20 protein-coding genes are annotated in these 25,474 nt (G+C 72.8%); 12 read left to right on the plus strand and 8 right to left on the minus strand.

Features of this window, described 5'->3' with window-relative positions; translation table 11 throughout:
• Positions 1-5: 5 nt before the first annotated feature.
• From AB0K21_RS11420 to AB0K21_RS11430, 3 genes are all read left to right on the plus strand, one after another.
• On the plus strand, positions 6-1,064 hold the full coding sequence (locus tag AB0K21_RS11420) for an LLM class flavin-dependent oxidoreductase (protein ID WP_364149350.1): 1,059 nt from the start codon (positions 6-8) through the stop codon (positions 1,062-1,064).
• A 73-nt stretch (positions 1,065-1,137) separates the two neighbouring features.
• A complete protein-coding gene (locus AB0K21_RS11425; RefSeq protein WP_364149352.1) occupies positions 1,138-2,673 on the plus strand; it encodes an AMP-binding protein in 1,536 nt (511 codons plus the stop codon).
• A 270-nt stretch (positions 2,674-2,943) separates the two neighbouring features.
• Positions 2,944-4,329: a GH1 family beta-glucosidase gene (locus AB0K21_RS11430; protein ID WP_364149354.1), complete on the plus strand. Its 1,386-nt coding sequence runs from the start codon at positions 2,944-2,946 to the stop codon at positions 4,327-4,329.
• Positions 4,330-4,502: 173 nt separating this feature from the next.
• On the opposite strand, the gene AB0K21_RS11435 is transcribed toward AB0K21_RS11430, so the two are convergent.
• From AB0K21_RS11435 to AB0K21_RS11445, 3 genes are all read right to left on the minus strand, one after another.
• Positions 4,503-5,732, minus strand: coding sequence for an ROK family transcriptional regulator (locus tag AB0K21_RS11435; RefSeq protein ID WP_364149356.1), 1,230 nt, complete (start codon positions 5,730-5,732; stop codon positions 4,503-4,505).
• A gap of 239 nt (positions 5,733-5,971) precedes the next feature.
• The gene (locus tag AB0K21_RS11440) at positions 5,972-7,597 is read right to left on the minus strand and encodes a carboxylesterase family protein (protein WP_364149358.1); all 1,626 of its coding nucleotides are present in this window, start codon (positions 7,595-7,597) and stop codon (positions 5,972-5,974) included.
• Between the two features lie 94 nt (positions 7,598-7,691).
• The gene (locus AB0K21_RS11445) at positions 7,692-8,615 is read right to left on the minus strand and encodes a cyclase family protein (RefSeq protein ID WP_343980426.1); all 924 of its coding nucleotides are present in this window, start codon (positions 8,613-8,615) and stop codon (positions 7,692-7,694) included.
• Positions 8,616-8,651: 36 nt separating this feature from the next.
• Between AB0K21_RS11445 and AB0K21_RS11450 the strand changes: the two genes are divergently transcribed.
• On the plus strand, positions 8,652-10,010 hold the full coding sequence (locus AB0K21_RS11450; RefSeq protein WP_364149360.1) for a serine hydrolase domain-containing protein: 1,359 nt from the start codon (positions 8,652-8,654) through the stop codon (positions 10,008-10,010).
• A 125-nt stretch (positions 10,011-10,135) separates the two neighbouring features.
• Here AB0K21_RS11450 and AB0K21_RS11455 read toward each other — a convergent pair whose 3' ends face one another.
• Together AB0K21_RS11455 and AB0K21_RS11460 are read right to left on the minus strand one after the other, a co-directional pair.
• A complete protein-coding gene (locus tag AB0K21_RS11455; RefSeq protein ID WP_364149422.1) occupies positions 10,136-10,927 on the minus strand; it encodes an SDR family NAD(P)-dependent oxidoreductase in 792 nt (263 codons plus the stop codon).
• Entirely contained in the window at positions 10,927-11,547 is a 621-nt protein-coding gene (locus AB0K21_RS11460; RefSeq protein WP_343966442.1) for an isochorismatase family protein, read from the minus strand. The genes AB0K21_RS11455 and AB0K21_RS11460 overlap by 1 nt, the downstream gene beginning before the upstream one ends.
• 175 nt (positions 11,548-11,722) lie before the next feature.
• Here AB0K21_RS11460 and AB0K21_RS11465 point away from each other — a divergent pair, with 175 nt between their 5' ends.
• From AB0K21_RS11465 to AB0K21_RS11495, 7 genes are all read left to right on the plus strand, one after another.
• On the plus strand, positions 11,723-13,831 hold the full coding sequence (locus tag AB0K21_RS11465; RefSeq protein WP_364149362.1) for a serine/threonine-protein kinase: 2,109 nt from the start codon (positions 11,723-11,725) through the stop codon (positions 13,829-13,831).
• Between the two features lie 31 nt (positions 13,832-13,862).
• A complete protein-coding gene (locus AB0K21_RS11470) occupies positions 13,863-14,237 on the plus strand; it encodes a Zn-ribbon domain-containing OB-fold protein (protein ID WP_030904339.1) in 375 nt (124 codons plus the stop codon).
• Entirely contained in the window at positions 14,234-14,575 is a 342-nt protein-coding gene (locus AB0K21_RS11475) for a VOC family protein (RefSeq protein WP_343966449.1), read from the plus strand. The genes AB0K21_RS11470 and AB0K21_RS11475 overlap by 4 nt, the downstream gene beginning before the upstream one ends.
• 26 nt (positions 14,576-14,601) lie before the next feature.
• On the plus strand, positions 14,602-16,191 hold the full coding sequence (locus tag AB0K21_RS11480) for a class I adenylate-forming enzyme family protein (RefSeq protein ID WP_364149365.1): 1,590 nt from the start codon (positions 14,602-14,604) through the stop codon (positions 16,189-16,191).
• Complete coding sequence (locus AB0K21_RS11485) at positions 16,188-18,389, plus strand: acetate--CoA ligase family protein (protein WP_364149367.1); 2,202 nt, start codon at positions 16,188-16,190, stop codon at positions 18,387-18,389. Before AB0K21_RS11480 ends, AB0K21_RS11485 begins: the two co-directional genes overlap by 4 nt.
• A 1-nt stretch (position 18,390) precedes the next feature.
• On the plus strand, positions 18,391-19,140 hold the full coding sequence (locus AB0K21_RS11490; RefSeq protein ID WP_343966456.1) for a glucose 1-dehydrogenase: 750 nt from the start codon (positions 18,391-18,393) through the stop codon (positions 19,138-19,140).
• A gap of 128 nt (positions 19,141-19,268) precedes the next feature.
• Positions 19,269-21,665: a LuxR C-terminal-related transcriptional regulator gene (locus AB0K21_RS11495; RefSeq protein WP_364149369.1), complete on the plus strand. Its 2,397-nt coding sequence runs from the start codon at positions 19,269-19,271 to the stop codon at positions 21,663-21,665.
• A 157-nt stretch (positions 21,666-21,822) separates the two neighbouring features.
• Here the strand turns inward: AB0K21_RS11495 and AB0K21_RS11500 are convergent, their stop codons facing one another.
• Together AB0K21_RS11500 and AB0K21_RS11505 are read right to left on the minus strand one after the other, a co-directional pair.
• Complete coding sequence (locus AB0K21_RS11500) at positions 21,823-22,371, minus strand: ATP-binding protein (RefSeq protein ID WP_343966460.1); 549 nt, start codon at positions 22,369-22,371, stop codon at positions 21,823-21,825.
• Positions 22,368-22,577, minus strand: a complete 210-nt coding sequence (locus AB0K21_RS11505) for a DUF5999 family protein (protein WP_343966462.1) — start codon at positions 22,575-22,577, stop codon at positions 22,368-22,370. Before AB0K21_RS11505 ends, AB0K21_RS11500 begins: the two co-directional genes overlap by 4 nt.
• Positions 22,578-23,104: 527 nt before the next feature.
• On the opposite strand from AB0K21_RS11505, the gene AB0K21_RS11510 reads away from it, so the two are divergent.
• A complete protein-coding gene (locus tag AB0K21_RS11510; RefSeq protein WP_364149372.1) occupies positions 23,105-24,631 on the plus strand; it encodes a CHAP domain-containing protein in 1,527 nt (508 codons plus the stop codon).
• Positions 24,632-24,644: 13 nt separating this feature from the next.
• Here AB0K21_RS11510 and AB0K21_RS11515 read toward each other — a convergent pair whose 3' ends face one another.
• Complete coding sequence (locus AB0K21_RS11515) at positions 24,645-25,466, minus strand: TIGR03619 family F420-dependent LLM class oxidoreductase (RefSeq protein ID WP_343966470.1); 822 nt, start codon at positions 25,464-25,466, stop codon at positions 24,645-24,647.
• Between the last annotated feature and the right edge of the window lie 8 nt (positions 25,467-25,474).

A 25,474-nucleotide genomic window follows, 5' to 3' on the forward strand; every position in this document is an offset into this window, starting at 1 on the left:
AGCCGATGAAGTTCTCGACCTTCCATCTCTTCCACCGGTTCGACGGCCAGAGCTTCAAGGATGTCTACGACTACCATCTCGAACTGGTCGAGCTGGCCGAGGAGCTGGGCTTCCACGGCGTACGGCTGGCCGAGCACCACTTCCGCGACTACGGAGTGGTCCCGAACCTGTTCACCATGCTGGCCAACATGGCCGCGCGCACCGAGCGGCTCCGGCTGGGCACCGGCATCGTGGTGCTGCCGCTGCACAACCCGATCCACGTCGCCGAGGAGGCGGCCATGGTGGACGTGCTCTCCGGCGGGCGGCTGGAGCTGGGCATCGGGCGCGGCTACCAGAGCTTCGAGTTCGAGGGCTTCGGCATCGACCTGGCCGAGGCCCGCGACCGGTTCAACGAGGCGCTGGAGGTCGTCCTCGGCCTCTGGGGCAGCCCCGCCTTCCGGCACGAGGGCAAGTTCTACCGGACCGGCACCGAGGTCGAACTCGTCCCCCGGCCGCTCCAGACCCCGTCCCCGCCGATCCATGTGGCCGCCGTGTCCCCGGAGACCGTGACCATGTACGCCGAGCGCGGCCTGCCCATCCTGGCCGACCCGGCGGCGCCGTTCCGCAAGGTGGTCAAGGCGGCGGAGACCTGGCGGACGACCGCGGAACTGGCCGGGCACGACGTGACCAGGCACGAGCTGGTGGTCGCGCGCAGCGTCTACGTCGCCGCCACGGCGGAGGCGGCCCGCGAGGACCAGGCCAGGTTCGAGGCGGGGTTCGACCGAAGCCGGATCTTCAACGAGAAGAGCGCCCCGATCGACCCCAGGACCGGCAAGGCCGCACAGGGCTTCGAGTACTACCAGGACCGCTACCTCAAGGGCGGCTCGGTCTCCAACGACTTCCGCTGGGAGCAGCTGGAGGTCATCGGCGACCCCGAGCGGGTGATCGGCCAGATCCGGCTGCTGCGGGACGCCGGATTCGCCAACCTGCTCTGTGACTTCGGCAGCACCAGGCCGATGCCACTGGAGAAGATGAAGAAGGTCATGCGGTTCTTCGCCGCCGAGGTCATGCCGGCCTTCAAATGATCCGTCCCCGTACGGCTCGCACCGGCCGAGGCGGGAGGGCGCGGGCCGTACGCCACCCCCACCAGGAGGCGCGATGATCCACCAGTTGACCCTGTCCGACGTCCTCGCCGAACACGCCCGCAGCCGCCCCGGGGTGACCGCGGTGGTGGACGGCGAGCTGCGGCTCACCTATCCCGAACTGGACGCGCGGGTCACCCGCCTGGCGGGCGCGCTGGCCGCGCGGGGCGTGACGGCCGGGGAGCGGGTGCTCTGGCTGGGCAGGAACGACCACGCGGTGCTCGAACTGCTGCTCGCCTCGTCCAGGCTCGGCGCGATCCTCTGCCCGGCCAACTGGCGGCAGTCGGCCGAAGAGCTCTCCTTCGTCCTTTCCGACCTCGCTCCGAAGGTCGTCGTCTGGGAGGAGTCCGAGGTCGCCGCCCCGCTGAGCGGCGAGGACTGGATCCTCGCGGGGGCGGGCTACGAGGCGTTCCTGGCCGGCGGGTCCCCGGACGCCGTGCCGGACGGGTTCGCCGACGGCGCCGACGACGCCGACGACGCCGACGACGCCGACGACGCCGACGACACTGCGCCGGTGCTCGCGCTCTACACCGCCGCCTTCGACGGCCGCCCCAACGCGGCGCTGCTCAGCAGCGCCGCCCTGGTCGCGCACAGCACCTCGCTGCTGGTGGTGCGGCAGATGGAGCCGGGCTTCACCTTCCTGAACAGCGGCCCGCTGTTCCACGTGGGCACGATGATGTTCTGCCTGGCCACACTCCAGATCGGCGGGACGAACGTGTTCACGCCGGCTTTCGACGCCGAGGAGGTCTGCCGCCTCGTCGACGCGGAGAAGGTCACCCAGGCGTTCCTGTTCGGGCAGATGATCGACGCGGTGGTGAAGGCCAACGAGGGCGGCAAGTACGACCTGACGTCGCTCCGCTTCGTCTCCCACTCGGCCGAGTGGGACGCCATGACGAGCGTGGACGACTCCCCCTGGTGCCGGTCGAAGATGGGCGGCTACGGGCAGACGGAGGTGGCAGGGATGCTGACCTTCCTGGGTCTCGCCCCGGGTGCCTCGGGGTTCGCCGGACGGCCGTCACCGCTGGTCCAGGTGCGCATCCTCGCCCCTGACGGCGACGAGGTGCCCGCGGGAGAGGTGGGCGAGATCTGCGCCCGCGGCAAGTCCCTTTTTTCCGGATATTTCAACAGACCTGAGCTCAATGAGGCGAAGAGCCGCGGGGGCTGGCACCACACCGGCGACCTCGGCCGCCGCGAGGCCGACGGCACGATCACCTTCATCGGCCCCCGGCTCCGCATGATCAAGTCCGGCAACGAGAACATCTACCCGGCCGAGGTCGAGCGGGTGCTGAAAACCCATCCCGCCGTCGCCGACGCCGCGGTCATCGGTGTCCCCGACGAGCGGTGGCGGCAGGCGGTGAAGGCCGTCGTGGTCCTCCGGGACGGGGCCGACGCCTCCGCCGAGGAACTCGTCGAGCATGTGCGGGGCGGCCTCGCCTCGTACAAGAAGCCACGGCAGGTGGACTTCGTGGCGGCCATTCCCAAGAAAGGCTTCACCCCCGACTACGACGCCCTCGACGCCGCCCACGGCGGGGGCGGCTACCCCGGCACCTGACGGTCCCGCGCGGTCCGCGACGAGAGCCGGCTCCCCGGAGCCGGCTCTCGTCGGCCGTTCCGGCACGACTCGGCGACTCCGTCTTGACGCGGACGGAGCTTTTCCACTTAAATTTCATTATGAATTAAGATTCAAAGTTGAGCGGCCACCACTCCCCTCGGGCGCCCGAAGAGCGCGGGAGGGTGGAACGGCACCCCTGCCGTCGATCGTCGACCCGACGCCGCCCGACAGGCGCCCCATCCGCGTGACCACGCAAGGAGCAGTCAAAGGATGACCCAGATCGACGACCGGACCGGCACCGGCCTGGCCCTGTTCCCCCCCGGTTTCCGCTGGGGGGTCGCCACCGCGGCCTACCAGATCGAGGGCGCCGCCGCGGAGGACGGCCGCACCCCCTCCATCTGGGACACCTTCGCCAGGACCCCCGGCCGGGTGCACCTCGGGCAGACCGGCGACATCGCCTGCGACCACTACCACCGCTACGCCGACGACGTGGCCCTCATGCGGGACCTCGGCATCGACACCTACCGCTTCTCCGTCTCCTGGCCCCGGATCAGGCCCGACGGCACGGGGCCGGTCAATCCCCTCGGCCTGGACTTCTACGACCGGCTGACGGACACCCTGCTGGCCGCCGGCATCGCGCCCATGGTCACCCTGTACCACTGGGACCTGCCACAGTGCCTGGAGGACCGGGGTGGCTGGACCGTGCGGGAGACCGCCCACCACTTCGCCGAGTACACCGGAGCGGTGTACGACCGGCTCGGAGACCGGGTCAGGACCTGGACCACGCTCAACGAGCCGTGGTGCTCGGCCTTCCTCGGGTACGCCACCGGCGATCAGGCGCCCGGCAGGACCGAGCCGGACGCGGCCTTCCGTGCGGCGCACCACCTGCTGCTCGGCCACGGTCTGGCGGCCCGCGCCCTGCGCGCGGCGGGAGCCCGGGAGATCTCGATCACGGTCAACCTCACCCCGGTGTCCCCCCGCGACCCGCAGGACCGGCACGACGTCGCGGCGGCCGGGCTCGTCGACGGCCTGCACAACCGGATCTTCCTCGACCCGATCCTCAACGGCCGCTACCCCGCCGACATGCTGGAGCACATGGCCCGCTTCACCACTCTGGAGCACATCGCCGACGGCGACGAGGAGCTGATCGGCGCCCCGATCGACCTGCTGGGAGTCAACTACTACGCGCCGACCCTCGTCGCGGCGAAGGTGGGCACGCCCTCCTCGGACCGCTTCCCCGGCACCGAAGGCGTCGAACACCTCGACCCCGGCCTGCCGGTGACCGCCATGGGCTGGCCCGTCGAGGCCGACGGCCTGCGCAGGCTCCTCGTGCGGCTGGCGCGGGACTATCCCGCCACCCCGCTGATGATCACCGAGAACGGGGCGGCCTACCACGACTCCGCCGAGGACGGCCGGGTGGCCGACGCCGAGCGCGTCGACTACCTGCGCACCCATCTGCTCGCCGCCCACCGGGCGATCGGCGAGGGAGCCGATCTGCGCGGTTACCTGGCCTGGTCGCTGATGGACAACTTCGAGTGGGCGTACGGCTACGAGAAGCGGTTCGGGCTGGTCCGCGTCGACTACGACACCCAACGCCGCATCCCCAAGGACAGCGCCCTGTGGTACAGCGGTGTCATCGGCAGGAACGGGATCTGAGGCGACGTTCCCCGCGTCTCCGTCCCCGGGAGAGGCCCGGGGAACCCGGGGACACCGCGTCGGGCCCCGGGTGGGCTCGTACTCGGTGGGTGCCGCAGGTCCGCGGACCGGTGATCGCCGCCGGAAAAGTACCGGGCGTGGTCGACGGTCGCGGCACCCGGCGCGGAGACCGGTCAGCCGTGCGCGGGCCCGGCCGCCCGAGCCGGGGTCTCGTCCCGCCCCGCGGGGCGCACCGTGTGGCTGCGCAGCAGGAAGTCCTCGACGACCAGGGTGGCCGCGCCCAGGGCGACCGCCTCGGGGCCGAGCCGGCCCAGCTCGATCGACGCCTGCGAGAAGGGCAGGGGCAGGGCGTACCTGGCGGCGGCGGCACGGATCTCGGTGAGGAACTCCCGCCCGAGCAGGGACCCGGCCCAGCCGCCGAGGATGACGCGCTCGGGATTGAACAGGTTGATGAGGTCGGCCAGCCCCGCCCCGAGACAGCGGACGGCCTCCTCGAACGCGGGCCTGGCCAGCGGGTCGGCGAGAAGCGCGGCGAAGACGCTCTCCTCGTCGTCGTCCCCCAGTTCCCTGCCCGCGCCGGCGAGGATCGCCTCGGCGCCGACGTACGCCTCCAGGCAGCCCTGGCTGCCGCAGCGGCAGGGGCGCCCATCGAGGACGATCTTCGTATGGCCCCACTCCCCCGCGCCGTTCGCCGTTCCCCGGTAGGTGACGCCGCCGTTGATGACGCTCGCCCCGGCGCCGGTGCCGATGAAGGTCATGACCAGGTGCTGGGCGCCCTTGCCCGCCCCGAACCAGAGCTCGGCCTGGCCGGTGGTCTTGACCCCGTTGTCGGCGAAGACCGGGATCGAGGTGCCCTCGCGCAGCAGCGCGCCCAGCGGTACGCCGTCCCAGCCGAACGCGCGGGCGTGGATGAGCAGGTCCGGCCCCTGCTCGGCGACACCCGGGACGCCCAGCCCCATGCCGAGCACCTCGGACTCGTCCGCCCCCGCCTCCGACAGGACCGCCTCCAGCCCGTCGAGGATGTGACGGGCCACCACGGCGGGCTCGTGGTGGCTCGGGTCGAGGGCGAACTCCTTCCTCGCCCGCTCCCGCATCGCCAGGTCGTACAGCTCGACGCGGACGCGGGTCTCCCCGACCCCCACCCCGACCACGTACCCGTACGAGGGGTCGACCCTGAGCATGATCCGCGGCCGCCCGCCGTCGGAGTCGACGGAACCGGCCTCGACCACGATGCCGTCCGCGATGAGGCCGCCGATCACGTTGCTGACCGTCGCGGCGCTGAGACCGGTGGCCTGGGCCAGGTCGTGCCTGCTCAGCTCGTTGGCGAAATACAACGTCCACAGGACCACGGACCGGTTGCCCTTCCGCACATCACGGAGGGTCCCCCGCTGTGGACGGCTCATGCTTCTCCCCGGGGAAGTAATTTCAAATGTTAGTACAACTACTACTCTAGCCACTCGCGGACAATGCCCACCGAGCACACTCCTGCCCGGCGGGGGCGCGCCGCACCCGCGCCGGACGCGAGGAGAGTTTCCCAGGTCGCACGGGGAATCGCCACGTCCGGCACAGACCCGTGGAACCGTCTCGAAGGCACCGCTCCGCCCGCCGCCCTCCCGGCCTGATCCGGTCAGGACGGTGACGGTCAGGACGGTGACGGCCAGAAGGCGAGGTTGTGGTCGGCGGCGTAGTCGACGGGCCACACCGCGCCCGGCTCCAGTGACTGGGTGTACGGGACGCGCGCGGCGCCGTCGAAACGCTCCCAGCGGGGCAGTCCCGCGCCGTTGGGATCGCCGGTGCGGGCGAAGTTGGTCCAGTAGGCGATCATCTGGTCGGACAGCCTCCGCTGCGCCGGGGTCAGTGTGACGTTCCGCTCGGCGAACAGGTACGGCAGGTCAGCCGCGTGAAAGGCGCCGAAGGGGAAGTCCGTCCTCAGCGGCAGGAACATCGGGGCCCGCCGGTCGGCGAACCGGTAGGCGTAGAGGGGGGCCTTCCGGCTGAGCAGCCTGTTCTGCTCGAAGGTCGCGCGAGCCCACATCCTGTCGGTGATCACGGCGGCCCAGGCCAGCGACGGCGAGCCGTACCCGGCGGGCGGGTACTCCGCGGCCACCCGCGCCGCGTCCGCGCCGAAGGCGGTGCGCAGCAACCTGCCGTAACCCCTGGCGGTGATCGGCCTGCCCGCCAGGTCGTACCGCATGCCGACGAAGAGCCGATGCTCATCGCGGGTCGCCCCGGAGATCACCGGGACCGGGTGCCCGCGACCCGCCCGCAGTTCCGCGGACGGCAACCGGGGCAGCGTCTCGTTCCCGTACGCGTAGCTCTGGAACATGTTCATGATCTGCGGGACCTTGAGGATCCGCTCCACCGGCAGGGCGCGCAGACACCGGAGGTCCTCGCAGCCGAGCATCGGGGCCACGTACCCGCCCATCTCCTCGACCTCTCCGGCGGTGCGCCAGGCAAAGGCCGGGTAGCCGGGCACGCCCTCGCCCATGCTCCCGGCGAGCATGTCCATCATCCCCTCGCCGCTCTGCAGGACGGCCCGGTCGAACAGCCCTTCGGCCCCCGGCGAGGTCAGGTGCCCGCCGATGCTCAGCGCGCCCCACGAGACGCCGAACACCGTCACGTTCCCCGGATCCCCGCCGAACGCGGCGGCGTTGCGGCGTACCCAGCGCAGGGCCGCCTGCTGGTCCTGCAGCCCGTAGGTGCCGGAACCCGCGAGCCCCGGGTAGCCGAACCCGCCGAACACCCCGAGCCGGTAGTTGATCGTGACGACCACCACGTCCCCCCTGGTGACCATGGCCCGCACGTCGGTGAGGTCTCCCGAGCCCAGGGCCCCGTCCCCGTGGATCCACACCATGACCGGCCTGCCCTCGCCCGAGGGGGCCGGGGTGCGCGGCGCCGTCACGTTGAGGAACAGGCAGTCCTCGTCGGAGCCGGCGACCTTCGCGTAGTCGCTCCCGACCTGGGGGCACCTGCCGCCCGGCCGGGTGGCGTCCCTGGTTCCCGGCCAGGGGGCGACCGGCCGGGGAGAACTCCACCTCAGTTCGCCGACCGGCGGGGCCGCGTAGGGGATGCCCTGGAAGATCCGGTGTTCGGCGGTCACCGTACCCCGCACGGCTCCGGCATCGGTCCGCACCGTGTTCCCGCCGTTGTTCCCGCCGTTGTTCCCGCCGTTCCCGCCGTCCTTCTCCGGCGTCCCCGCCCTCGGTGCGCCCCCGCACGCCGAGAGCAGGACCGCCGCCACCAGGGCGGCCGTCAGTTTTCCTGTCATGCCCTCCACGCTGTCAAGGGCCGGCCGGACCGGGCAGATCCATCGGTACGGAATGCTCGACGACAAATGTCCCGGTGCCCGGGAAACGGCCCCCTCAGAGGATCGCCAGCGGGTTGATCGGGCTTCCCGTGCCCCCCTCGATCCTCAGCGGGGCCGCGACGAAGACGAACTCCCCGCCGCCGCGGCCGGCGCAGGCCGCGCCCAGTTCCTCCAGCGAGAGCATCTCGGCCAAGTGGATGCCGTGCCGCCAGAGCAGGATCAGGTGCAGATCGTCCGCCAGGTCCTCGTCGGCGAGCTGGCGGGCGTTGAGGCCCCCGATGGCGGCGTTGTCCGAGGCGACCACGGCGACGTCGCGGGCGGCGAGCCACCTGCCGCCGTCCGCGGACAGGCCCGGCTGGCCCGCCCAGTAGTCCTGTGGTGAGCCCTCCCAGACCAGCGGCCATCCGGTGCGGACCACCGCCACGTCGCCGGGGCGCACATCGTCGTGGATCTCCGCCAGCAGGTCGCCGGAGACGCGGAAGTCCACCGGCAGGTGGTCGAGGCCGAGATGGCGGGGGACGTCGAAGAGCACCCCCCGGGCGACGACCCCGCCCGCGGTCTCGATGCCGCAGCGGGTGGCCCCGTAGGACCTGACCCTGGCGGCGGGGTGCCCGTTGTAGAGCTCCTCCCCCGCCCACATGTGGCAGAGCGCGTCCATATGGGTCGTGGTGCCGTGCTGGGTGACCATCAGGGCGTCGTCGGCCATCCGCAGCCCGGCCCCGATCGGGCGGGTGCCGGCCGCGTAGTCGCCGCCGTCCACGGACATGAAGTGCTGCGGCAGCGGGCGGCCCCGCAGGTGCGGGACCGTCGTGGGGGCGGGCGAGGAGGTGGCGCCCCTGATGGGCATGGCCAGGCTGATCACCTGGCCGGTGACGGCGGAGGCGAGGGCGGCCAGGACCGTGCCGGGGGTCAGTAGGTTGAGGGTGCCACGCTGGTCTCCTGGGCCGAATCGGCCCCAGTTGTTAGGCTCGGCTACCAAGCAAGTGCTCACTTTCTAAAGATGCGGGGACGGACGATGACTGCGGACGGTGTGATCGAGGGTCGGGCGGACACGTACGGGCACTGCGATCCCCGGTTCTCCCGGGTGCGGGAGGTGTTCGACGCGCACTTCGCCGGCGGCGAGGAACTGGGCGCGGCGTTCGCGGTCTTCCTGGACGGCGAACCCGTCGTGGACCTGTGGGGCGGGATCGCCGACCGCCACAGCGGGCGGCCCTGGGAGCGTGACACCCCCGTGCTGGCGTACTCGTGCACCAAGGCGGTGACCGCGACGGTCGCGCTGCTGCTGGCCGAGCGCGGGCTGCTCGACGTCGCCGCCCCGGTCGCGGACGTCTGGCCGGAGTTCGCGCGGCACGGCAAGGATCGCGTCACCGTCGAGCACCTGCTCACCCACCAGGCGGGGCTGCCCGTGATCGAGGAGCAGGTCCCGGTGGAGGAGTTCGGCGACCAGGCCGCCATCGCCGACCGGCTGGCCGGCCAGGCGCCGATCTGGGAGCCGGGCACCGCGCACGGCTACCACGCGCTGACGTACGGGTTCCTGGTCGGCGAGGTGGTCCGCAGGGTGTCGGGCGGCTCCGTGGGCGAGCTGGTGGCCGCGGAGATCTCCGGGCCGCTCGATCTGGAGCTCCAGGTTGGCGCCGGTGACGACGCGGTCGAGCGGGCGGCACGGCTGTCCGCCCGGGAGCGCGCGAGGCCCTCCGCCCCGGCATCCGCCGAATCCGCGCCGGCGGGCGCGGCGGATCAGGCCGGACAGGTCACCGGCACCGCGCGGGCCGCGGCGGACGGGCGGGCCGGTGACGGCGCGGCAGGCGGTCCCGCGACGGTCTCCACGGCGGCGGAGTTGCCGGGACACGGACCCGGGGACCCGGTCTACGAGATGGCCAGGGCCTCGCTCGACAGGAACAGCCTGATGAACCGGGCGCTGGGCAACCCGCCGATCCACCGGCTGCCCGGCGGCGCCAACAATCCGGTCGTCCTGCGGGCCGGCTGGCCCGCGATGGGCGCCGTCACCAGCGCCCGGGGACTGGCCGGGTTCTACCGCGACCTGGTGGCCGGGCGGATCGTGGGCCCGGAGACCCTGCGCGACGCGACGCGCAGGAGGGTGCACGGCCCGGACAGGGTGATGTTCATCGACAGTTCCTTCGGGCTGGGCTACATGCGTCCGGCGATGACCTTCCTCACCCCCGCCGGCGGCGCGGAGACCGCCTTCGGCCACACCGGTCTCGGCGGGTCGCTGGGCCTCGGCGACGCCGAGCACGGCCTGGGCATGGCGTACACGATGAACAGGATGGCGGGCGCCGTCTCCGGCAGCCTCCGCGCCTACCGCCTGGCCGAGGCCGTCTACGAGTCGCTCCCCCAGGGACGCCCCACGCGCTGAACCCCGCGGGGACGCCTCCGGGGAGGACTCCGGCGGCGCCCCCGGCGGGAGGGCCGTGTCGCGACGCTCCCGCCGGTCGGCGGGACCGGTTCCCGGGTGCCGCCGTCGGCCCCTCGTCCGGGGTGTCAATGCATCGTGACGCCGCCGCTGACCGACAGGGTCTGGCCCGTGACGTAGCCGGCCCTGTCGGTGCAGAGGTAGGCGACCATCCCGGCGACGTCCTCGGGGGCGCCCAGACGGCGCAGCGGGATGCCCCTGGCGATCCTGTCGACCAGTCCCGGCCTCTCCGCGTCCACCCGGCGGAGCATCGGGGTGTCGGTGGGCCCCGGGCAGACCACGTTGGAGGTGACGTTCCCCCGGGCCGCCTCCCTCGCCAGGGTCTTGGCCAGGCCGAACAGTCCCGCCTTGGTCGCGGCGTACGCGCCCTCGCCGCCGGAGCCGGCCCGCGCCCCGTCCGAGGAGACGAAGACCAGGCGGCCCCAGCCGCGCTCGATCATCCCGGGCAGCAGGAGGCGGGTGAGCAGCATCGGGGCGCGCAGGTTGACCCGCCACATCAGCTCCCAGCCTTCGGGGTCGCCGGTGACGAACGGCTCGACGATCGACACCCCGGCGTTGTTGACCAGGATGTCCACCGGCCCGGCCCGCCCGCAGAAGTCCTCGATGGACGCCGGGTCCGCCAGGTCGACCCGCAGGGCCGTGGCCGGGGCCCTCGGCCCCCTCGGCACCCCGGCCCCGGGGCCCAGGCCGATCGACTCGCTGTTCAGCTCGTCGGCGACCGCCGCGGCGCCGGACTCGTCCACGTCGGCCACCACGACCCCGGCCCCGAGCGCGGCGAGGTCGCGGCAGACCGCGGCGCCGATCGCCCCGGCTCCCCCGGTCACCACCGCCGTGCGTCCGTCCAGCCTCAGGCCGTCGATCACTTCCAGACCTCCACGATGTCGGCGGCCCGCACCCGCGCGGCGAGCAGGCTCACGGTGTGCCTCAGCACCGCCTGCGCGTAGTCGTCGGGGACTCCCGCCACGGCGTCGGTCACCACCGCCACCCGGTAGCCGAGGTTGACCGCCTCCAGGGCGAGCCCGGGGATGCCGAGGTTGAGGGAGAACCCCACGGCGACGACCGTCGAGACGCCGAGCGAGCGCAGGGTCATGTCCAGCGACGTCCCGGTGAAGGGCGAGAAGCCGTGGTGGCGGCGCGACTCCAGGTCGCCGGGGTCGCGCAGGCCGGGCAGCACCTCGACCGCCCCGCTGCCCTCCAGCATGTGCGCGGGGTCCTTGAGCAGGGCCGCGATGAAGGGGCTGTTCGCGGTGTGCGACCCGGCGCGGTCGGCGCGGAAGGCCGCGGTGCAGTGGATCACCGGCACCCCGGCCGCACGGGCCGCGGCCAGGACCGCGGCGGCGTTGGCCACCACGTCGCGCCGGGCGCACACCTCCACCAGGTCCGGGAACCTCGCGAGATCTCCGGCGACGCCGCGCTGCATCTCCATCACCAGCACCGCGCTGCGGTCCGGCGCGGCGAGCGCGCCCAGATCGACGGCCATGCGACCTCCACTAACCCGAGCGCTTGCTTGGTTAACGATCGGAGCCTAACACGCGACCGGATCGACCACCGAGCACGATCCCGATCGTTACCCTTCGCAAAAGTTGACCAACCGTGACAACCAACCCCATGGGTGAGACCGTCGAACAAGTCGACGGCACTCGGAAGGGAGCTGGATGGTTCCGGGATACCGCGAGATTCGGGAACTCGGCGTCGGCGGGGGCGGGCGCGTGGTGCTGGCCACGTACGCCGCCACCGGTGCCTACGTGGCCATCAAATATCTCAACGCGACGCTCAAGGACGACCACCGCTTCCTGGCGCGCTTCCGTGCGGAGGCGCGCGTCATGGTGGAGCTGCAGGACCCGAACGTGGTCCAGCTGTACGAGTACTACGAGGACGTGCTCGAAGCCGCGATCGTGATGGAGCTGGTCGACGGGGTCGCGCTCAGGCGGATCCTGGCCGAGCACGGCAGCACCAGCCCGGAGGCGGCGCTGACCGTGCTCAAGGGCTCGCTGCTCGGCCTGGCCTTCGCGCACGCGGCCGGGGTCGTGCACCGCGACTACAAGCCGGAGAACGTGCTGGTCCAGGCCGACGGCGGCAGCAAGCTGGCGGACTTCGGCATCGCCGCCCATGTCGGGGAGACCGGCATCACCGCCGGCACCCCCGCCTACATGGCTCCCGAGCAGTGGGAGGGAGCCGCGGCGAGTGCCGCGACCGACGTCTACGCGGCCACCTGCGTCTTCTTCGAGTGCCTCACCGGGCGCAGGCCGTACCTGGCGGATCACCGCGCGGCGCTGATGCACGGGCACCTGACCGCGCCGATCCCGGTGACGGAGGTGCCCGGCTCGGTCCGCGCCCTGGTCATGCGGGGCATGGCCAAGAACCCGGACGACCGGCCGCAGAGTGCGCGGGCGTTCCTGGAGGAGCTGGAGACCGCGGCGCTGTCGGCGTACGGGCCGGAGTGGGAGCAGCGCGGGCGGCGGCACCTGGCCGAGCTCGCCACGCTGCTGGCACTGGCGTTCCCGCTGGCCAAGCCCGCGCCGGGGGCGAGTTCCTCGGTGGCCCAGACCGTGCTCGGCCGGATGGGGCGGGTGCGCCGTCCCCGGCTGGGCCCCAGGACGCTGGCCGGGCTCGGGGTGGTCACCGTGGCGATGGCCGCCGGTGTGGTCGCGGCCAACCGGCCGCATGACCGGCTCTCCGCCGACACGATCTTCACCCCGCCGCCCGGTTCGGTGGTCACCGAGGAGACCCCGGCGGGACGGAGCAGGGCGCCGGAGCCGCCGGAGCCGTCCGTCGGGCCGAGCCCCTCGCGAAGCGCCGCCGTCGGGCGGCCCGTGCCCCCCGCGGAGAACACGGCCCCCGTCACGTTCCCCTCGCCGATGCCGAGCCGGACCGTGGACCCCGCGTCCTCCACCTCCCGGCCGAAGCCCACCCCGAAGCCCACACCGAAGGCCACGCCGAAAGCCACACCGACCCCCACGCCGAGGCCGCCGACGCCCACCGCCACGCGCCCCCCGACACCCGCGCCGACCGTGACGGTGACGCCGCCGGAGCCCGCGCACACGGTCAGCGGGCTGCGGATCGTGGGAATCGACGCGAACGGCACCACGGTCGCCTTCCGCGCCTCCACCGCGGCGGGCGTCGCGGTGACCGTCACGTTCGCCGAGGGGCCGGAGCGCGACCGGCTCGTCCAGGCGCCCCCGCGCACCTCCGTCCTCGCCGGGTCCGCGGCCTACTCGCACACCGTCCCGCACGCCTTCACGGTTCCGGCCTGCGGGCAGACCCTCTACCGCCGGGTCACGGCCGAAACCTCGCCCCGCTCCTCGGGCGGGACCGCCGTCCGCACCCAGGAGGTCCACGGCGAGCCGTGTCCGCCGCCCTCGGTCTCCATCACCGCCTTCGACGGCACCACCGTCGGCTTCCTGGTCAGGACCTCGGGCACCGCGCCGGTGACCGTGCGGCTCGGGTTCGCCCAGCGGCTCGACGGCGCGGTGACCGGCGGCACCCGGGAGCTGGAGCTGTCCGGCGCCACCGAGTACACGCGGGAGGTGCGGGGGGAGTTCGCCGAGCTGCCCCGCTGCGGGGAGCGCGTCACCCGGCTGGTGACGGTCAGTACGGTCCCCGCGGGCGACATGCCCTCCCGGACCGTCCGGATCGATCTGCCCTCCTGCGCTCCCACCTCCAGCGCGACCCCGGACCCTGCCCCGGAGAGACCGCAGGACTCCGAGCGGCCCACCGTGGACGGGCCCGGCCCCGGGCGAACCGGCGTGGACGGCATCTTGTGAGGTAACCAAGCGTGCGCTAGCTTGGCGATCGATGACCGGATCGATGACCGGCGACACGCTCGCCTACTGGGACGCCTGCCGTCGCGGCGAGCTGGTCGTCCAACGCTGCGCCGCCTGCGCCCGGCGGGTGCACCTGCCCGCCCCCGAGTGCCCCGGCTGCGGCGGCACCGACCTTCCCTACGAACCCGTCTCCGGCGACGGCACGGTGCACACCTTCACGGTCGTGCACCGCTCGTTCGTGCCCGAGTTCCGGGGGCGGGAGCCGTACGTGCTGGCCTGGATCGACCTTCCCGAAGGGGTACGGGCGTTCGGGCAGGTCGTGGAGTGCCCGCCGGACCTGGTGCGGATCGGCATGCCGGTGCGCGTGACCTTCGTCGACGACCTGCCCCAGTGGAGGCCCGCGTGAGCAAGCTCGGCAACGTCCTGATCCCCGTGGACGACCTGGAGACGGCGATCGCCTTCTACTCGGGGACGCTCGGGCTGGCGGTCAGGTTCCGCGACGGCGACCGGTTCGCCGCCCTGGACGGCGGGGGCGCCACGGTCGCGCTGGTCGCGGCCGAGGAGCGGGTGGCGGGCGAGGTCACCGCGCCCTCGTACCGGGTGGACGACGTCGCACGGACCGCCGGCGAGCTGACGGGGGCCGGAGCCGAGCTCGTACGGGAGCCGGAGGCCGGGCCGCACGAGATCAGAGCCGTACTGCGCGACCCGTCAGGAAACGTCTTCGTCCTCTACTCCTCACACTGATCCCCCGCTCCGAACGGAGGCCAGAGATGGCGCGCCCGACCCCGGCAGGCACCCCGTACGGCAACTACGCCCACGCCATTCTCACCGCCAACGCCATGCGCACCCCCGACCGGGTCGCGCTGACCTACTGCGGTGAGCAGAGCTTCACCTACGCGGAACTCGACCGGCTCGTCAACAGGCGCGCCCACGCGCTGGCGGAGGCCGGAGTCGCCCCCGGGCAGCGGGTGGCCGCGCTGCTCAACGAGACCCTGCACGTGGCCGAGGTCTACCTGGCCGCGGCGAAGCTCGGCGCCGTCACCGCGGCGCTCAACCCGTACTGGCCCGCCGACACCCTGGCCGCGGTCGTCGCGCACTCCGGCGCCACCGCGTTCGTGTACGACTCCACGGTGGAGGCAGCCGTCGCGGAGATCCGCCCCCGGCTGCCGGAGATCACCCGCTGGATCAGGGTCGGCGGCCCCGGCGAGAACGCCGTGGACCTGGACGCGCTCACCTCGGACGCCGCCGAGGACGAGCCCGCCCTCGGCGGCCGCTGGGACGATCCGCTGGCGCTCTACTACACCTCCGGGACGACGGGCCTGCCCAAGGCGGTGGTCCACACGCACGCCTCGTCGCTGGCCACCGCGCAGATCTGGCTCGACGTGCCGCGCACCGAGGACTCGGTGCTCGGCACCGGGGCGATCATCTGGGGCATCGGCTTCCCCGCCCTCGTCGGCCCGGCGCTCTACGCGGGCATGCGGCTGGTGCTCGAACAGGACTGGGGACCGGCGAACTTCCTGAGGGTGGTCCCCCGGGAGAAGGTCACCCACGTCTCGCAGATCCCCTCCTTCTACGCGGCGCTGCTGGGCTCCGACGACCACGCGGGCGCCGATCTGTCGTCCCTGCGGGTCATCATGCTGGGCGGCGAGCCGCTCCCCGCGGCGCTGCTGGCCAGGATGAAGGAGCGGCTGCCCGACGCCGGCGTCTACTGCTACTACGGTCAGACGGAGGCCCCCTACACCTGCTTCGGCCGGGTCGACGACGGCAGCACGCCGCTCGGCTCCTCGGGCAGGGCGCGGACCGGCAACGCCGTGCGGATCACCGGCCCCTCGGGCGCCCGGCCGGCCGGCGAGGTCGGTGAGATCAACCTCGCCGGGCCGCACCGGATGACCGGGTACGACGGCCTGCCGGAGAAGACCGCCGAGGTGCTGCGCGGCGAGTGGTACGTCGGCGGCGACCTGGGCGTCCTGTCGGAGGACGGAAACCTCACGGTGCTCGGCCGCCGCGAGGAGTCCGTGTTCAAGGGCGGCGTCTGGTCCCAGCCCTCGGTGATCGAGGAGGCCGCGGTCGCGCTGGACGGCGTGGCGGAGGCCGGGGCGGTCGGCGTGCCCGCCCAGGCCGAGGGGCAGGAGGCGGTCGAGCAGCGGGTCCTGCTCGCCGTGGTGGCCAGGGCGGGCCACCCGGCCGACCCGGCCAAGATCGCCCTCGCCCTGGCCGAGACACTGCCCGCGCACCAGCGCCCCGACCACGTCGTCGTCGCCGCCGAACTCCCGCACTTCCAGGACGCCTCCGGCGGACCCGGCAAGCTGCTGAGGCGGGAGATCCGGGAGAGGTACCAGAGCCGGATGGACGAGGCGTGACCGCACCCGTCGGCGGCCCCTCCGGGACATCGCGGGAGCCCGCCCCCGCGCACTTCGCGGAGCACGAGGTCAAGGCCCTGCTGCGGGAGTGGGGGGTGGCGGTGCCCCGAGGCGCCACGGCCACCTCCCCCGCCGAGGTCGCCGCGGCGGCCCGCGGGCTGACCCCTCCCCTGGTGCTCAAGGCCCACGGCCCCGGTCTGGTGCACAAGTCGGACGCGGGGGCGGTACGGCTGGGGCTGTCCGGACCGGCCGAGGCGGAGTCCGCCGCCGCCGAGATGCTGGCCGGACTCCTCTCCCAGGGCATCGCCCCCGACGGGTTCCTGGTGGAGGAGCAGGCTCCGCCGGGGGTCGAACTGATCATCGGCGTGGTGCGCGACCCGGGGTTCGGCTCCGTCCTGCTCGCCGGGCTCGGTGGCGTGTGGACCGAGGTCATGCGCGACACCGCGCTCTGCCTCTGCCCCGCCTCCGAGGCCGACGCCCGGCGGATGCTCGCCTCGCTGCGCGGCGCGCCGCTGCTGCACGGCCACCGCGGCCGGCCCGCCGTGGACTCGGAGGCCCTGGTCGGGCTGCTGCTCGCGATCGGCGGGTCCGAAGGGCTGTGGGAACGGCTGGATCTCGGCGAGTTCGAACTCAACCCGGTGATCGCCACCGAGGAGGGCGTGGTCGCGGTGGACGCGCGCTACCTTCCCGGCACGGCGGAGCCCACCGGGCCGGGGCCGGGAACCCCGGGACGGGACGGGTCCGGGCAGGACTTCACCGCGCTGTTCGAGCCCAGGGCGGTGGCCGTGGTGGGCGCGTCCGCGAGCAGGCCGAACTTCGGGAACATGTTCCTGGAGTTCTACAAGGCCACCGGCGTGCCGCTGGTCGCGGTGCACCCGGAGGCGGACGAGATCAACGGTGTGCCCACGGTGCCGTCCCTCGCGGAGGCGGACGCCGACTACGCGCTGGTCGCCGTACCGGCCGACCGCTGCGCGGAGGTCGTACGCCAGGCGAAGGGCGTCTCGTTCGTCCAGGTGATGAGCGGCGGGTTCGGCGAGGCCGGAGCCGCCGGGCTGGAGACCGACCTGGTCAGGGCGGCACGGGAGGCGGGGGCCCGGCTGCTCGGGCCGAACTGCATGGGCGTCTACAGCCCGCGCGGCGGGCAGACCTTCATCGGCGGCGAGCCGGGGCCTCCGGGTCACGTGGCGCTGATCTCGCAGAGCGGCGGCCTGGCCGGAGAGGTGGTCAGGGTGGGCGAGCGGCGCGGGCTGGCGTTCAGCCGCGTGGCCACGGTCGGCAACTCCGCCGACGTGACCCCCGCCGAGTTGCTCGGCTGGCTCGGCGGTGACGAGCACACCTCGGTCGTCGGCATGTACCTGGAGGACCCCCGGGACGGCCACGCCCTCTTCGAGGCCCTGATGGCCGTACGCGGACGGCTCCCGGTCGTCCTGCTGGTGGGCGGCCGGAGCGGCCAGGGGCGCAGGGCGGCCGCCTCGCACACCGGCGGCATGGTCGGTGACGGCCGCGTCTGGCGGGCCCTGGCCGACCAGACCGGCGCCGTCCTGGTCGGCAGCCAGGACGACCTGATCGGCGCCCTGTCCTTCTTCCAGTCCCACGCCTCCAGGATCATCCCCCCCGTCGCGGGGCCCCCCCTTCCGGGGGCCGCGCGGGGGCCGCGGACGGGCCGCGACGGGGACGGCCTTCCCGCCGTACTGGTGATCGGCCCGAGCGGCGGAGCGAGCGTGCTGGCGGCGGACGTCCTCGACGCGGCGGGGCTGGCGCTGGCGGCGCTGCCCGACGAGACGCGGGAGGTGCTGAAGGCCCTGGGCGCGGGGGCCGCCGGTACCTCTCCGGCCAATCCGCTGGAGGTCCCGGTGGGTCCGCGAGGCCGGCCGGAACTGGTCAGGGAGGTCATCGGGGCGATCGTGGCGCGCCGGCCGTACCCCGACGTCGTGGCGCACGTGAACGTGCAGAGCTTCTTCACCTTCGGAACCTCCGCCGACCCGCTCTACGCGTACGCGCACAACCTCGCCCGGGCGCAGCGGGACCTGCCGGGAACCAGGATCACCCTGGTCACCAGGAACGGCGAGTGCGCGCCGCCCGGGGTCGAGGACGAGGTCCGCGCGATCGCCGCCGGTGCGGGAATCCCCGTCTACCGCTCGATGGAGGCGGCCGCCGTGGCCGTCGCCGCCGCCGCACGTTTCATCCGAGGAGCTTGACATGGGTCTTCTGGACGGCAAGGTCGCGCTGGTCACCGGTGGCGCCAGGGGCATGGGCGAGTCCCATGTACGGCTGTTCCTGCAGGAGGGGGCGCGGGTCGTCTTCGGCGACGTGCTCGACGAGGAGGGCAAGGCGCTCGCGGAGGAGACCGGGGCGCTCTTCGTCCACCAGGACGTGACCAGGCCCGAGGACTGGGAGCGCGCGGTCGGCGCCGCCGTCGACACCTACGGCAAGCTCGATGTCCTGGTCAACAACGCCGGAATCCTGAAATTTCGTCGGATCGAGGATATGGCGCTGGAGGAGTTCGAGCGCGTCCTCGACGTCAACCTCAAGGGCACCTGGCTCGGCGTCAAGTCCGTCATCGAGCCGATGAGGGCCGCCGGCCGGGGCTCGATCGTGAACATCTCCTCGGTCGAGGGCTTCATCGGCGCCGAGGGCATGTCCGCCTACTCCGCCTCCAAGTTCGGCGTACGCGGGGTGACCAAGGCCGCGGCCCGCGAACTCGCCCAGTTCAAGATCCGGGTGAACTCCGTGCACCCCGGCGCGATCAACACCTCCATGGTGCTGGATCCGGAGATCATCGCCAAGGTGGACGCGGAGGCGTTCATGAAGTCCATGGTCATCAAGCGTTTCGCCAAGCCTGTCGAGGTGTCCCACGTGGTGGCCTTTCTCTCCTCCGACCGGGCGAGCTACTGCACCGGCAGCGAGTTCACGGTGGACGGCGGCCTGCTGACCGGCGCGGGCTACTGATCCACCGGCGCCCATCCGGTCACGGTCACGGCGCGTACGGGGGCGAACCCCCCTGCGCATAGTGTGGATGGTGCCGGTCGGACCCGAACCTGTGACGGTTCACCTGCCGAGGCCGGCGTGAGGCGCTGATGGATGAGGTGGCACCGGCCACCCCGAAACGGTGGCGGACACCGGGGCTGCCACCCGAGGTGACCAGTTTCGTAGGACGTCGGCATGAGGTGGCCGAGGTCAAGCGCCTGCTGTCCAGAGCCCGCGTGGTGACCCTCACCGGCCCCGGCGGCGTAGGCAAGACCCGGCTGGCCCTGCGCGTCGCGGCCGACGTCCAGCGGGCCTTTCCCGACGGGGTGTGGCTGGTCGAGCTCGCCGGGCTGAAGGACCCCGAACTGCTCGGCACATCGGTGGGCGAGGCCCTGGCGATCAGGGACACCTCGACCCGCCCTCCGGTGGAGGTGGTCGTCGAGCACCTCAGGAAGAAGCACGCGCTGCTGATCCTCGACAACTGCGAGCACCTCCTGCGGGACTGCGCCGTGCTGGTGGAGATCCTGGTGCGCTCGGCCCCCGCCCTGCGGATCCTCACCACCAGCCGGCAGGCGCTGGGCATCGCCGCCGAGCAGACACTGGCCGTGCCGACGCTGCCGTTGCCGCCGCCGGCACCCGACTCCGACCGTCCGAGGCTGCCCGCCGAGCCCGCCACGCAGTCCGAGGCGGTACGGCTGTTCACCGAGCGGGCCTGCGCCGTCCTACCGGATTTCACGGTCACCGAGGCCAACCGGCCCGCCGTGGAGCAGATCTGCCGCAGGCTGGACGGCATCCCGCTGGCGATCGAGCTGGCGGCCGCGCGGTTGCGCGCGCTCTCTCCCGAGGAGTTGCTGGCCAGGCTGGACGACCGGTTCCGGCTGCTCACCGGTGGTTCGCCCACCACGCTGCCCCGCCAGCAGACACTGCGCGCGCTGATCGACTGGAGCTACGCCCTCTGCACGGAGAAGGAGCAGCTGCTGTGGGCGCGCGTCTCGGTGTTCGCCGACGGCCTGGACCTCGAGGCGGCCGAGGCGGTCTGCTCGGGGGACGGCATCGATCGCGAGGAGGTGATCGACCTGGTGATCGGGCTGGTGGGCAAGTCCGTCCTGATCAAGGAGGATTCCCCCGCCACCCCCTCGGTGACCCGCTACCGGCTGCTGGAGACGATCCGGCAGTACGGCCGGGAGCGGCTCGTGGACCTGGGACAGGAGACCGCGCTCCGGCGGCTGCACCGCGACCACTACCGGCGGCTGTCCGCGGAGGCGTACGCGCAGCGGTTCGGCCCGTTCCAGGTGGCCTGGTTCGGCAGGTTGAATCTCGAACACGCCAACCTGCGCACCGCGCTGGAGTACTGCTTCACCGACCCCGAGGGGATCCACACCGCCCTGGGCATGGCCACCGACCTGCTCTACCACTGGATCACGAGCCACTATCTCAGCGAGGGACGCCACTGGCTGGACCGGAGCCTGCCGGCCGTCACCGGGCCCGACGAGATCCGGGGCCGCGCGCTGTGGTCCGACAGCTGGCTGGCCATCATCCAGGCCGACGTCACCGCCGCCGCGGCGATGCTGGAGGAGGCCCGGGCGCTGGGAGACCGGCCCGGACACGAGCCGATCCTGGGCTATGTCGCGCTCTACTCGGGGATGATCGCCATGTTCCGGGGGGACATCGGAGCCGCGATCGAGCTCTACCGGGAGGCGGCGGCGCGTCACCGGGCCGACGACGACCCGACGGGCCTGGCCCTGACGCTCATCCGGCTCTGCCTCGCCCACTCCTTCCTGGGCGACTGGGAGAGTTCCGTCTCCGCGGGCGAGGAGTGCCTCGCGCTCTGCGAAGCCCACGGGGAGGGCTGGCACCGGGCCTACGCGATGATGGCGCTCGGCATCGGGGTCTGGTCCCGGGGCGACGCCCGGCGCGCGATCGAGCTGGAGAAGGAGAGCCTGAGGTTCAACCGCTCGCTCGACGATCTGCTGGGCATCGGCGTCAACCTGGAGGTGCTGGCCTGGATCGCCGCCGCGGAGGGAGACCACCGGCGGGCGGCCGTACTGCTGGGGATCCTGGAGCCGATCTGGCAGGCGGTCGGGGCACCGATGTCCGGGTTCGGACACCTCATGCACTACCACGACGAGTGCGAGGCACGTACGCGTGAGGCCCTCGGGAAGGCGGCCTTCGACACGACCGTCAGGCGGGGCGCGAAGCTGCCCTGCGACGAGGCGCTGGCCTTCGCCCTGGACGAGGGCACCCGCCCCGGCAGGCATCCCGGCAGGGCCGAGCCGTCGCCGTCGCCGTCCCCGCTGACCCGCAGGGAGACCGAGATCGCCCAGCTCGTCGCCCGGGGACTGAGCAACAAGGAGATCGCGGCCTCGTTGACGATCGCCCAGCGCACCGCGGAGGGGCACATCGAACACATCATGACCAAACTGGGCTTCCACTCCCGGGCCCAGATCGCCGTCTGGATCGGCGAGCGCAACCGCGACACGGACGGAAGCCACCCTCCCGGCACCTGACGGGCGGAGGGGGACGCCGGAGCCGACGAGTGCGGCGATCTCGTCGGCTCCGGCGGAGGGCGGAGGGCGAGTCGGGGGACTCGGCCTCCGCTCTTCGGAGGTGGTACGTGGGTTCGGCTCCCGGCGGGGGCGACCGGCGCGTACGGCGGGCCCGCGGTCAGCGCTCGGCGGCGGCGTGCGCGGGGAGCTCGAACCAGACGGCCTTGCCGTCACAGGTGCGGTCGCTACCCCAGCAGCAGGAGAGCAGGTCGATCAGGTACAGCCCGCGGCCCCGCTCGTCGTCCTCGCGCGCCTGGTACACCCGGATCGGGGAGGGGTCCGTGTCCGCGTCCTCGACCTCGCAGCGCAGCAGGCCGTCCTCGAAGGAGAGGGCGAGCCTGATGGTCCCCCGCGAGTGGTGCAGCGCGTTGGTGACCAGCTCGCTGACGAGCAGCTCGGCGACCGTGCTGTGCTCCTCCCGCAGGCCCCAGTCCGCCAGGCAGGCGCGGGTCATCCGGCGGGCCCGGGGCACGGACGACGACTCGGGCGTGAAGGAGAACGACGTCTCCTTCGCGTCCGGCCCCTCGGGGAGGGGGGCCATGGGCGCCACCTCGACCGGGTGCGGCCCGCACACGTGGTCGTCACCGAAGGCGACCGGCCACGGCTGGGTGACCTGCTGGAGTGGCGTCCCCGGTCCCTGGTCGGTGGGAACGCGGACCGGACTCATGCCGCCTGCCTCATCGGAACGCGGTGAGCGGGCATGTCGTGGACGGGGGTGCTCCGCCCGTCCGGCAGGAGCGCCCCGGTGTCATCGAAGACCACGACGCCGTTGCAGAGCAGACCCCACCCCTGCTCGGGGTGGAAGGCCACGAGGGACGCGGCTTCGTGATCGGGGGCGCTTGCGAGAGGACATCGCGGTTGATGCTGACACATGGCTCGTACCTTTGATCCTTCATTGGTTGCAGTTGAGCCTTCGATGTGACGAGCATCCCTCAGCGCCGATCCCGTCATATCGGGATAAATACCCATATCCATACCCATTTCGCCGATGGTAAAGAGGTCGGCCCTCGGCAGGGAGGATGGTCAACGGGGCCGATCCGCACGGAGACAGGCGCTCCCGGCGCCGGTTGCGGACGCCCCGTAGATCTTTTCGCCAGACGGTTTACCCGCGAAAGATCGCATGAAAGCCCCCTGACGTCGCCTTTTGTCTAGGTATACGACGTCGAGTGACTTTGCGCGCGCTTTAGACTGTCGTGACCTATCCTTGAGGCCGGGTAACCTCCCTCGTCACGGAAGACAACCGGCCAGTGGTGCCGCCGCACGCGTCTCGCCCGCCCCCGGGAGGCTCGCGTGAACACGCCGTCGCTCGACCCCGTCTCCCGGCAGCCAGGTCGCAAGGCGGAGCGACCATGCCCGCATGGCCGCCGGGGGTCCCCCTGAAACCTCATATGACCCCTGAGATGCAGAAGTTCATCAAGCTGCTGGAGAGCCAGCTCGGATACTCCGAGAAGAGCGGCGGCTACACCAAGTTCGGCGACTGGTACGGCAGGACCGTCGAGTTCGACGCCGACTACACCGCCGCCCCCTGGTGCGACATGTACCTCTCCTGGGCGGCCGCCGAGCTGGGCTACGAGGAGTGGATCGGCCAGTTCGCCTACACCGTCTACCACGCCCGGTGGTTCCGCCAGCAGGACGCCTGGGGCACCACTCCCAAGCCCGGAGCCATCGTCTTCTTCGACTGGAGCGGTTCGAAGAGGATCGACGGCATCGACCACGTGGGGATCGTCACCCGGGTCGAGGGGAACAGGATCCACACGATCGAGGGCAACATCGACGGGGGGATCGCCAAGCGCAAGGAGCGCGACACCGGCAAGGTCGTCGGCTACGGGTACCCGGAGAAGATCAAGGCCCGGCTGGACCGGGAGGCCACCGAGAAGCAGACGGTTCTCGATCCCGCCGCCGCCACCGCGAGCGGCGGGGGTGGGGGCGGCGGCGGGGGAAACCTGGTGGCGATCGATCCGGGGCCCGACCTGCTCGACCTGGTCCCCGCCCCCGTCCCCGTCCCCGCGAGAAAGACCCCGGCGTCCGCGGGCCCCGGCAAGACCGGGCAGACCCCCGGGCACGCCACCGGGCCGACCGCCGGAAACGGCCGGGAGTCCACCTCGGGGAGCCGCGGCGAGACCGCCTCGGGAAACGACGGCAGGACCATATCGGGGAACGGCGACGGGGCCGCCGCGTCGCGGCAGAGCGGCACCGCGAACACCTCGGACGGTGACCGGGCGGCCGCCGGAACGCCCGGTCAGGCCCGGCCCCGTACCTCGCCGGGCAAGCACGCCAAGCCCGCCACCGCCGACACCAGCGCGCTCGCCGTCTCGCCGACCGCCACCGTCCGTGACCTCACCGTGCATCCCCCGGAGCTCGGCAGCCCCGCCGTGCTCGCGCCGGTGCTGCTCGCCGCGGCGGCGATCATCGCGCACGCCAGGGCCAAGCAGTCGAGGGTACGGCTCGCGCCTGCCGCCGAGCGCACCGCGCCGGTCACCCCGTCCCGCAGGGCTCCGGGCCGCCGCCGCGCCCCAGGGCGGACCGCTACCCCCGCCCGGACCGGCGCCGCCGGCCGTTCCAGCGCGCCCTACCGGGGCAGGCGTCGGTTGCACGAGCGTCCCGTGGTGGAGTCGTCCACCTTCGTGCAGGACGCCCCGCTGCGGGGCCGCCGCCACCGCCGGGCCGACTCCGTGATCACCACCACCATCCCGGCCACCCCGGCCCACTCCGCCCGTCCCGCCCGCTCCACCATGCCCGCGCACCTGGCCACCGGCCCGAGAACGGCCACCGTCTCCGCCTCTCTCCCCGTGGTCCGGAGCGCCCGGAGCGGCCAGGGCGGGACCGCCACCCTGGCCGGCCCCCTCACCTCACCCGCCGAACCAGGCGACGTCCTGGTGCACAGCGGCTACCGGGGACGCCGCCGCAGGACAGGGGTGCCGGCCTAGGGACCCGATGGGTCTAGAGATGGTCGGCGGCGAAGGCGGCCAGCGCGGCCACGGCGTCGCGGCTACGTCGCCAGGGGCGGACGATCATGCGGTCCACGCCGAGCCTCTCCCAGCGCGGGATCTCGGCGGGACCGCCGAGCTCGTAGGCGTGCGCGGTGACCGAGAAGGGGCGGTCGTCGCGGAGCGCGGCGAGCCTGTCGAGCTGCGGGCGGATCGTCTCCAGGGAGTGCGGCATGCTGATCCAGCCGTCGCAGAGCCGGGCGGCCCGCCGCAGGGCCGCGCCCGACTCGCCCCCGGCGAGGATCGGCAGCCGCTCCTGGACCGGTTTGGGCTCGAACGCGACCTCGGGGAAGTGGTAGAAGCGTCCCGAGTGCGCGACGACCGGCTCGGACCAGAGCCGCCGGGTCACCTCGATCGCCTCGTCCAGGCGCGGGCCCCGGGTCGCGAAGTCCACCCCGGCCGCCAGCCACTCCCCCTCGTACCAACCGGCGCCGACCCCGCAGATCGCCCGCCCTCCCGAGACCCTGTCCAGGGTGGCGAAGGCGCGGGCGGCGGCGAAGGGATGCCGCAGCGCGTAGAGGTGCACGGCGGTGCCGAGCCGTATCCGCGAGGTCAGCCCGGCCAGCCAGCACAGGTAGGCGGGGGCGTCGAAGAGCGGGGTGGCCGGGGAGATGCCAGGCCTGTCGGTTCCCGGATAGACGGCCAGCGACAGGTCGGTGGTGAACACCAGGTGCTCGGGCAGCCAGACCGACTCGAACCCCAGTTCGTCGGCGGCGACCGCGACGTCCCGCCACGCGTCCGGATGGATCAGCCCCAGCGGGACCCCGAACCTCACGACGCCTC

The sequence above is a fragment of the Streptosporangium sp. NPDC049248 genome, assembly GCF_040678965.1.
Classification (GTDB): domain Bacteria; phylum Actinomycetota; class Actinomycetes; order Streptosporangiales; family Streptosporangiaceae; genus Streptosporangium; species Streptosporangium fukuiense.

What these genes read in the sequence shown, in the direction of transcription:
- AB0K21_RS11420 (WP_364149350.1), top strand. Translation starts at nt 6, where the DNA reads ATGAAGTTCTCGACCTTCCATCTCTTCCACCGGTTCGACGGCCAGAGC.
- AB0K21_RS11425 (WP_364149352.1), top strand. Translation starts at nt 1,138, where the DNA reads ATGATCCACCAGTTGACCCTGTCCGACGTCCTCGCCGAACACGCCCGC.
- AB0K21_RS11430 (WP_364149354.1), top strand. Translation starts at nt 2,944, where the DNA reads ATGACCCAGATCGACGACCGGACCGGCACCGGCCTGGCCCTGTTCCCC.
- AB0K21_RS11435 (WP_364149356.1), bottom strand. Translation starts at nt 5,732, where the DNA reads ATGAGCCGTCCACAGCGGGGGACCCTCCGTGATGTGCGGAAGGGCAAC.
- AB0K21_RS11440 (WP_364149358.1), bottom strand. Translation starts at nt 7,597, where the DNA reads ATGACAGGAAAACTGACGGCCGCCCTGGTGGCGGCGGTCCTGCTCTCG.
- AB0K21_RS11450 (WP_364149360.1), top strand. Translation starts at nt 8,652, where the DNA reads ATGACTGCGGACGGTGTGATCGAGGGTCGGGCGGACACGTACGGGCAC.
- AB0K21_RS11460 (WP_343966442.1), bottom strand. Translation starts at nt 11,547, where the DNA reads ATGGCCGTCGATCTGGGCGCGCTCGCCGCGCCGGACCGCAGCGCGGTG.
- AB0K21_RS11465 (WP_364149362.1), top strand. Translation starts at nt 11,723, where the DNA reads ATGGTTCCGGGATACCGCGAGATTCGGGAACTCGGCGTCGGCGGGGGC.
- AB0K21_RS11470 (WP_030904339.1), top strand. Translation starts at nt 13,863, where the DNA reads ATGACCGGATCGATGACCGGCGACACGCTCGCCTACTGGGACGCCTGC.
- AB0K21_RS11480 (WP_364149365.1), top strand. Translation starts at nt 14,602, where the DNA reads ATGGCGCGCCCGACCCCGGCAGGCACCCCGTACGGCAACTACGCCCAC.
- AB0K21_RS11490 (WP_343966456.1), top strand. Translation starts at nt 18,391, where the DNA reads ATGGGTCTTCTGGACGGCAAGGTCGCGCTGGTCACCGGTGGCGCCAGG.
- AB0K21_RS11495 (WP_364149369.1), top strand. Translation starts at nt 19,269, where the DNA reads ATGGATGAGGTGGCACCGGCCACCCCGAAACGGTGGCGGACACCGGGG.
- AB0K21_RS11500 (WP_343966460.1), bottom strand. Translation starts at nt 22,371, where the DNA reads ATGAGTCCGGTCCGCGTTCCCACCGACCAGGGACCGGGGACGCCACTC.
- AB0K21_RS11505 (WP_343966462.1), bottom strand. Translation starts at nt 22,577, where the DNA reads ATGTGTCAGCATCAACCGCGATGTCCTCTCGCAAGCGCCCCCGATCAC.
- AB0K21_RS11510 (WP_364149372.1), top strand. Translation starts at nt 23,105, where the DNA reads ATGCAGAAGTTCATCAAGCTGCTGGAGAGCCAGCTCGGATACTCCGAG.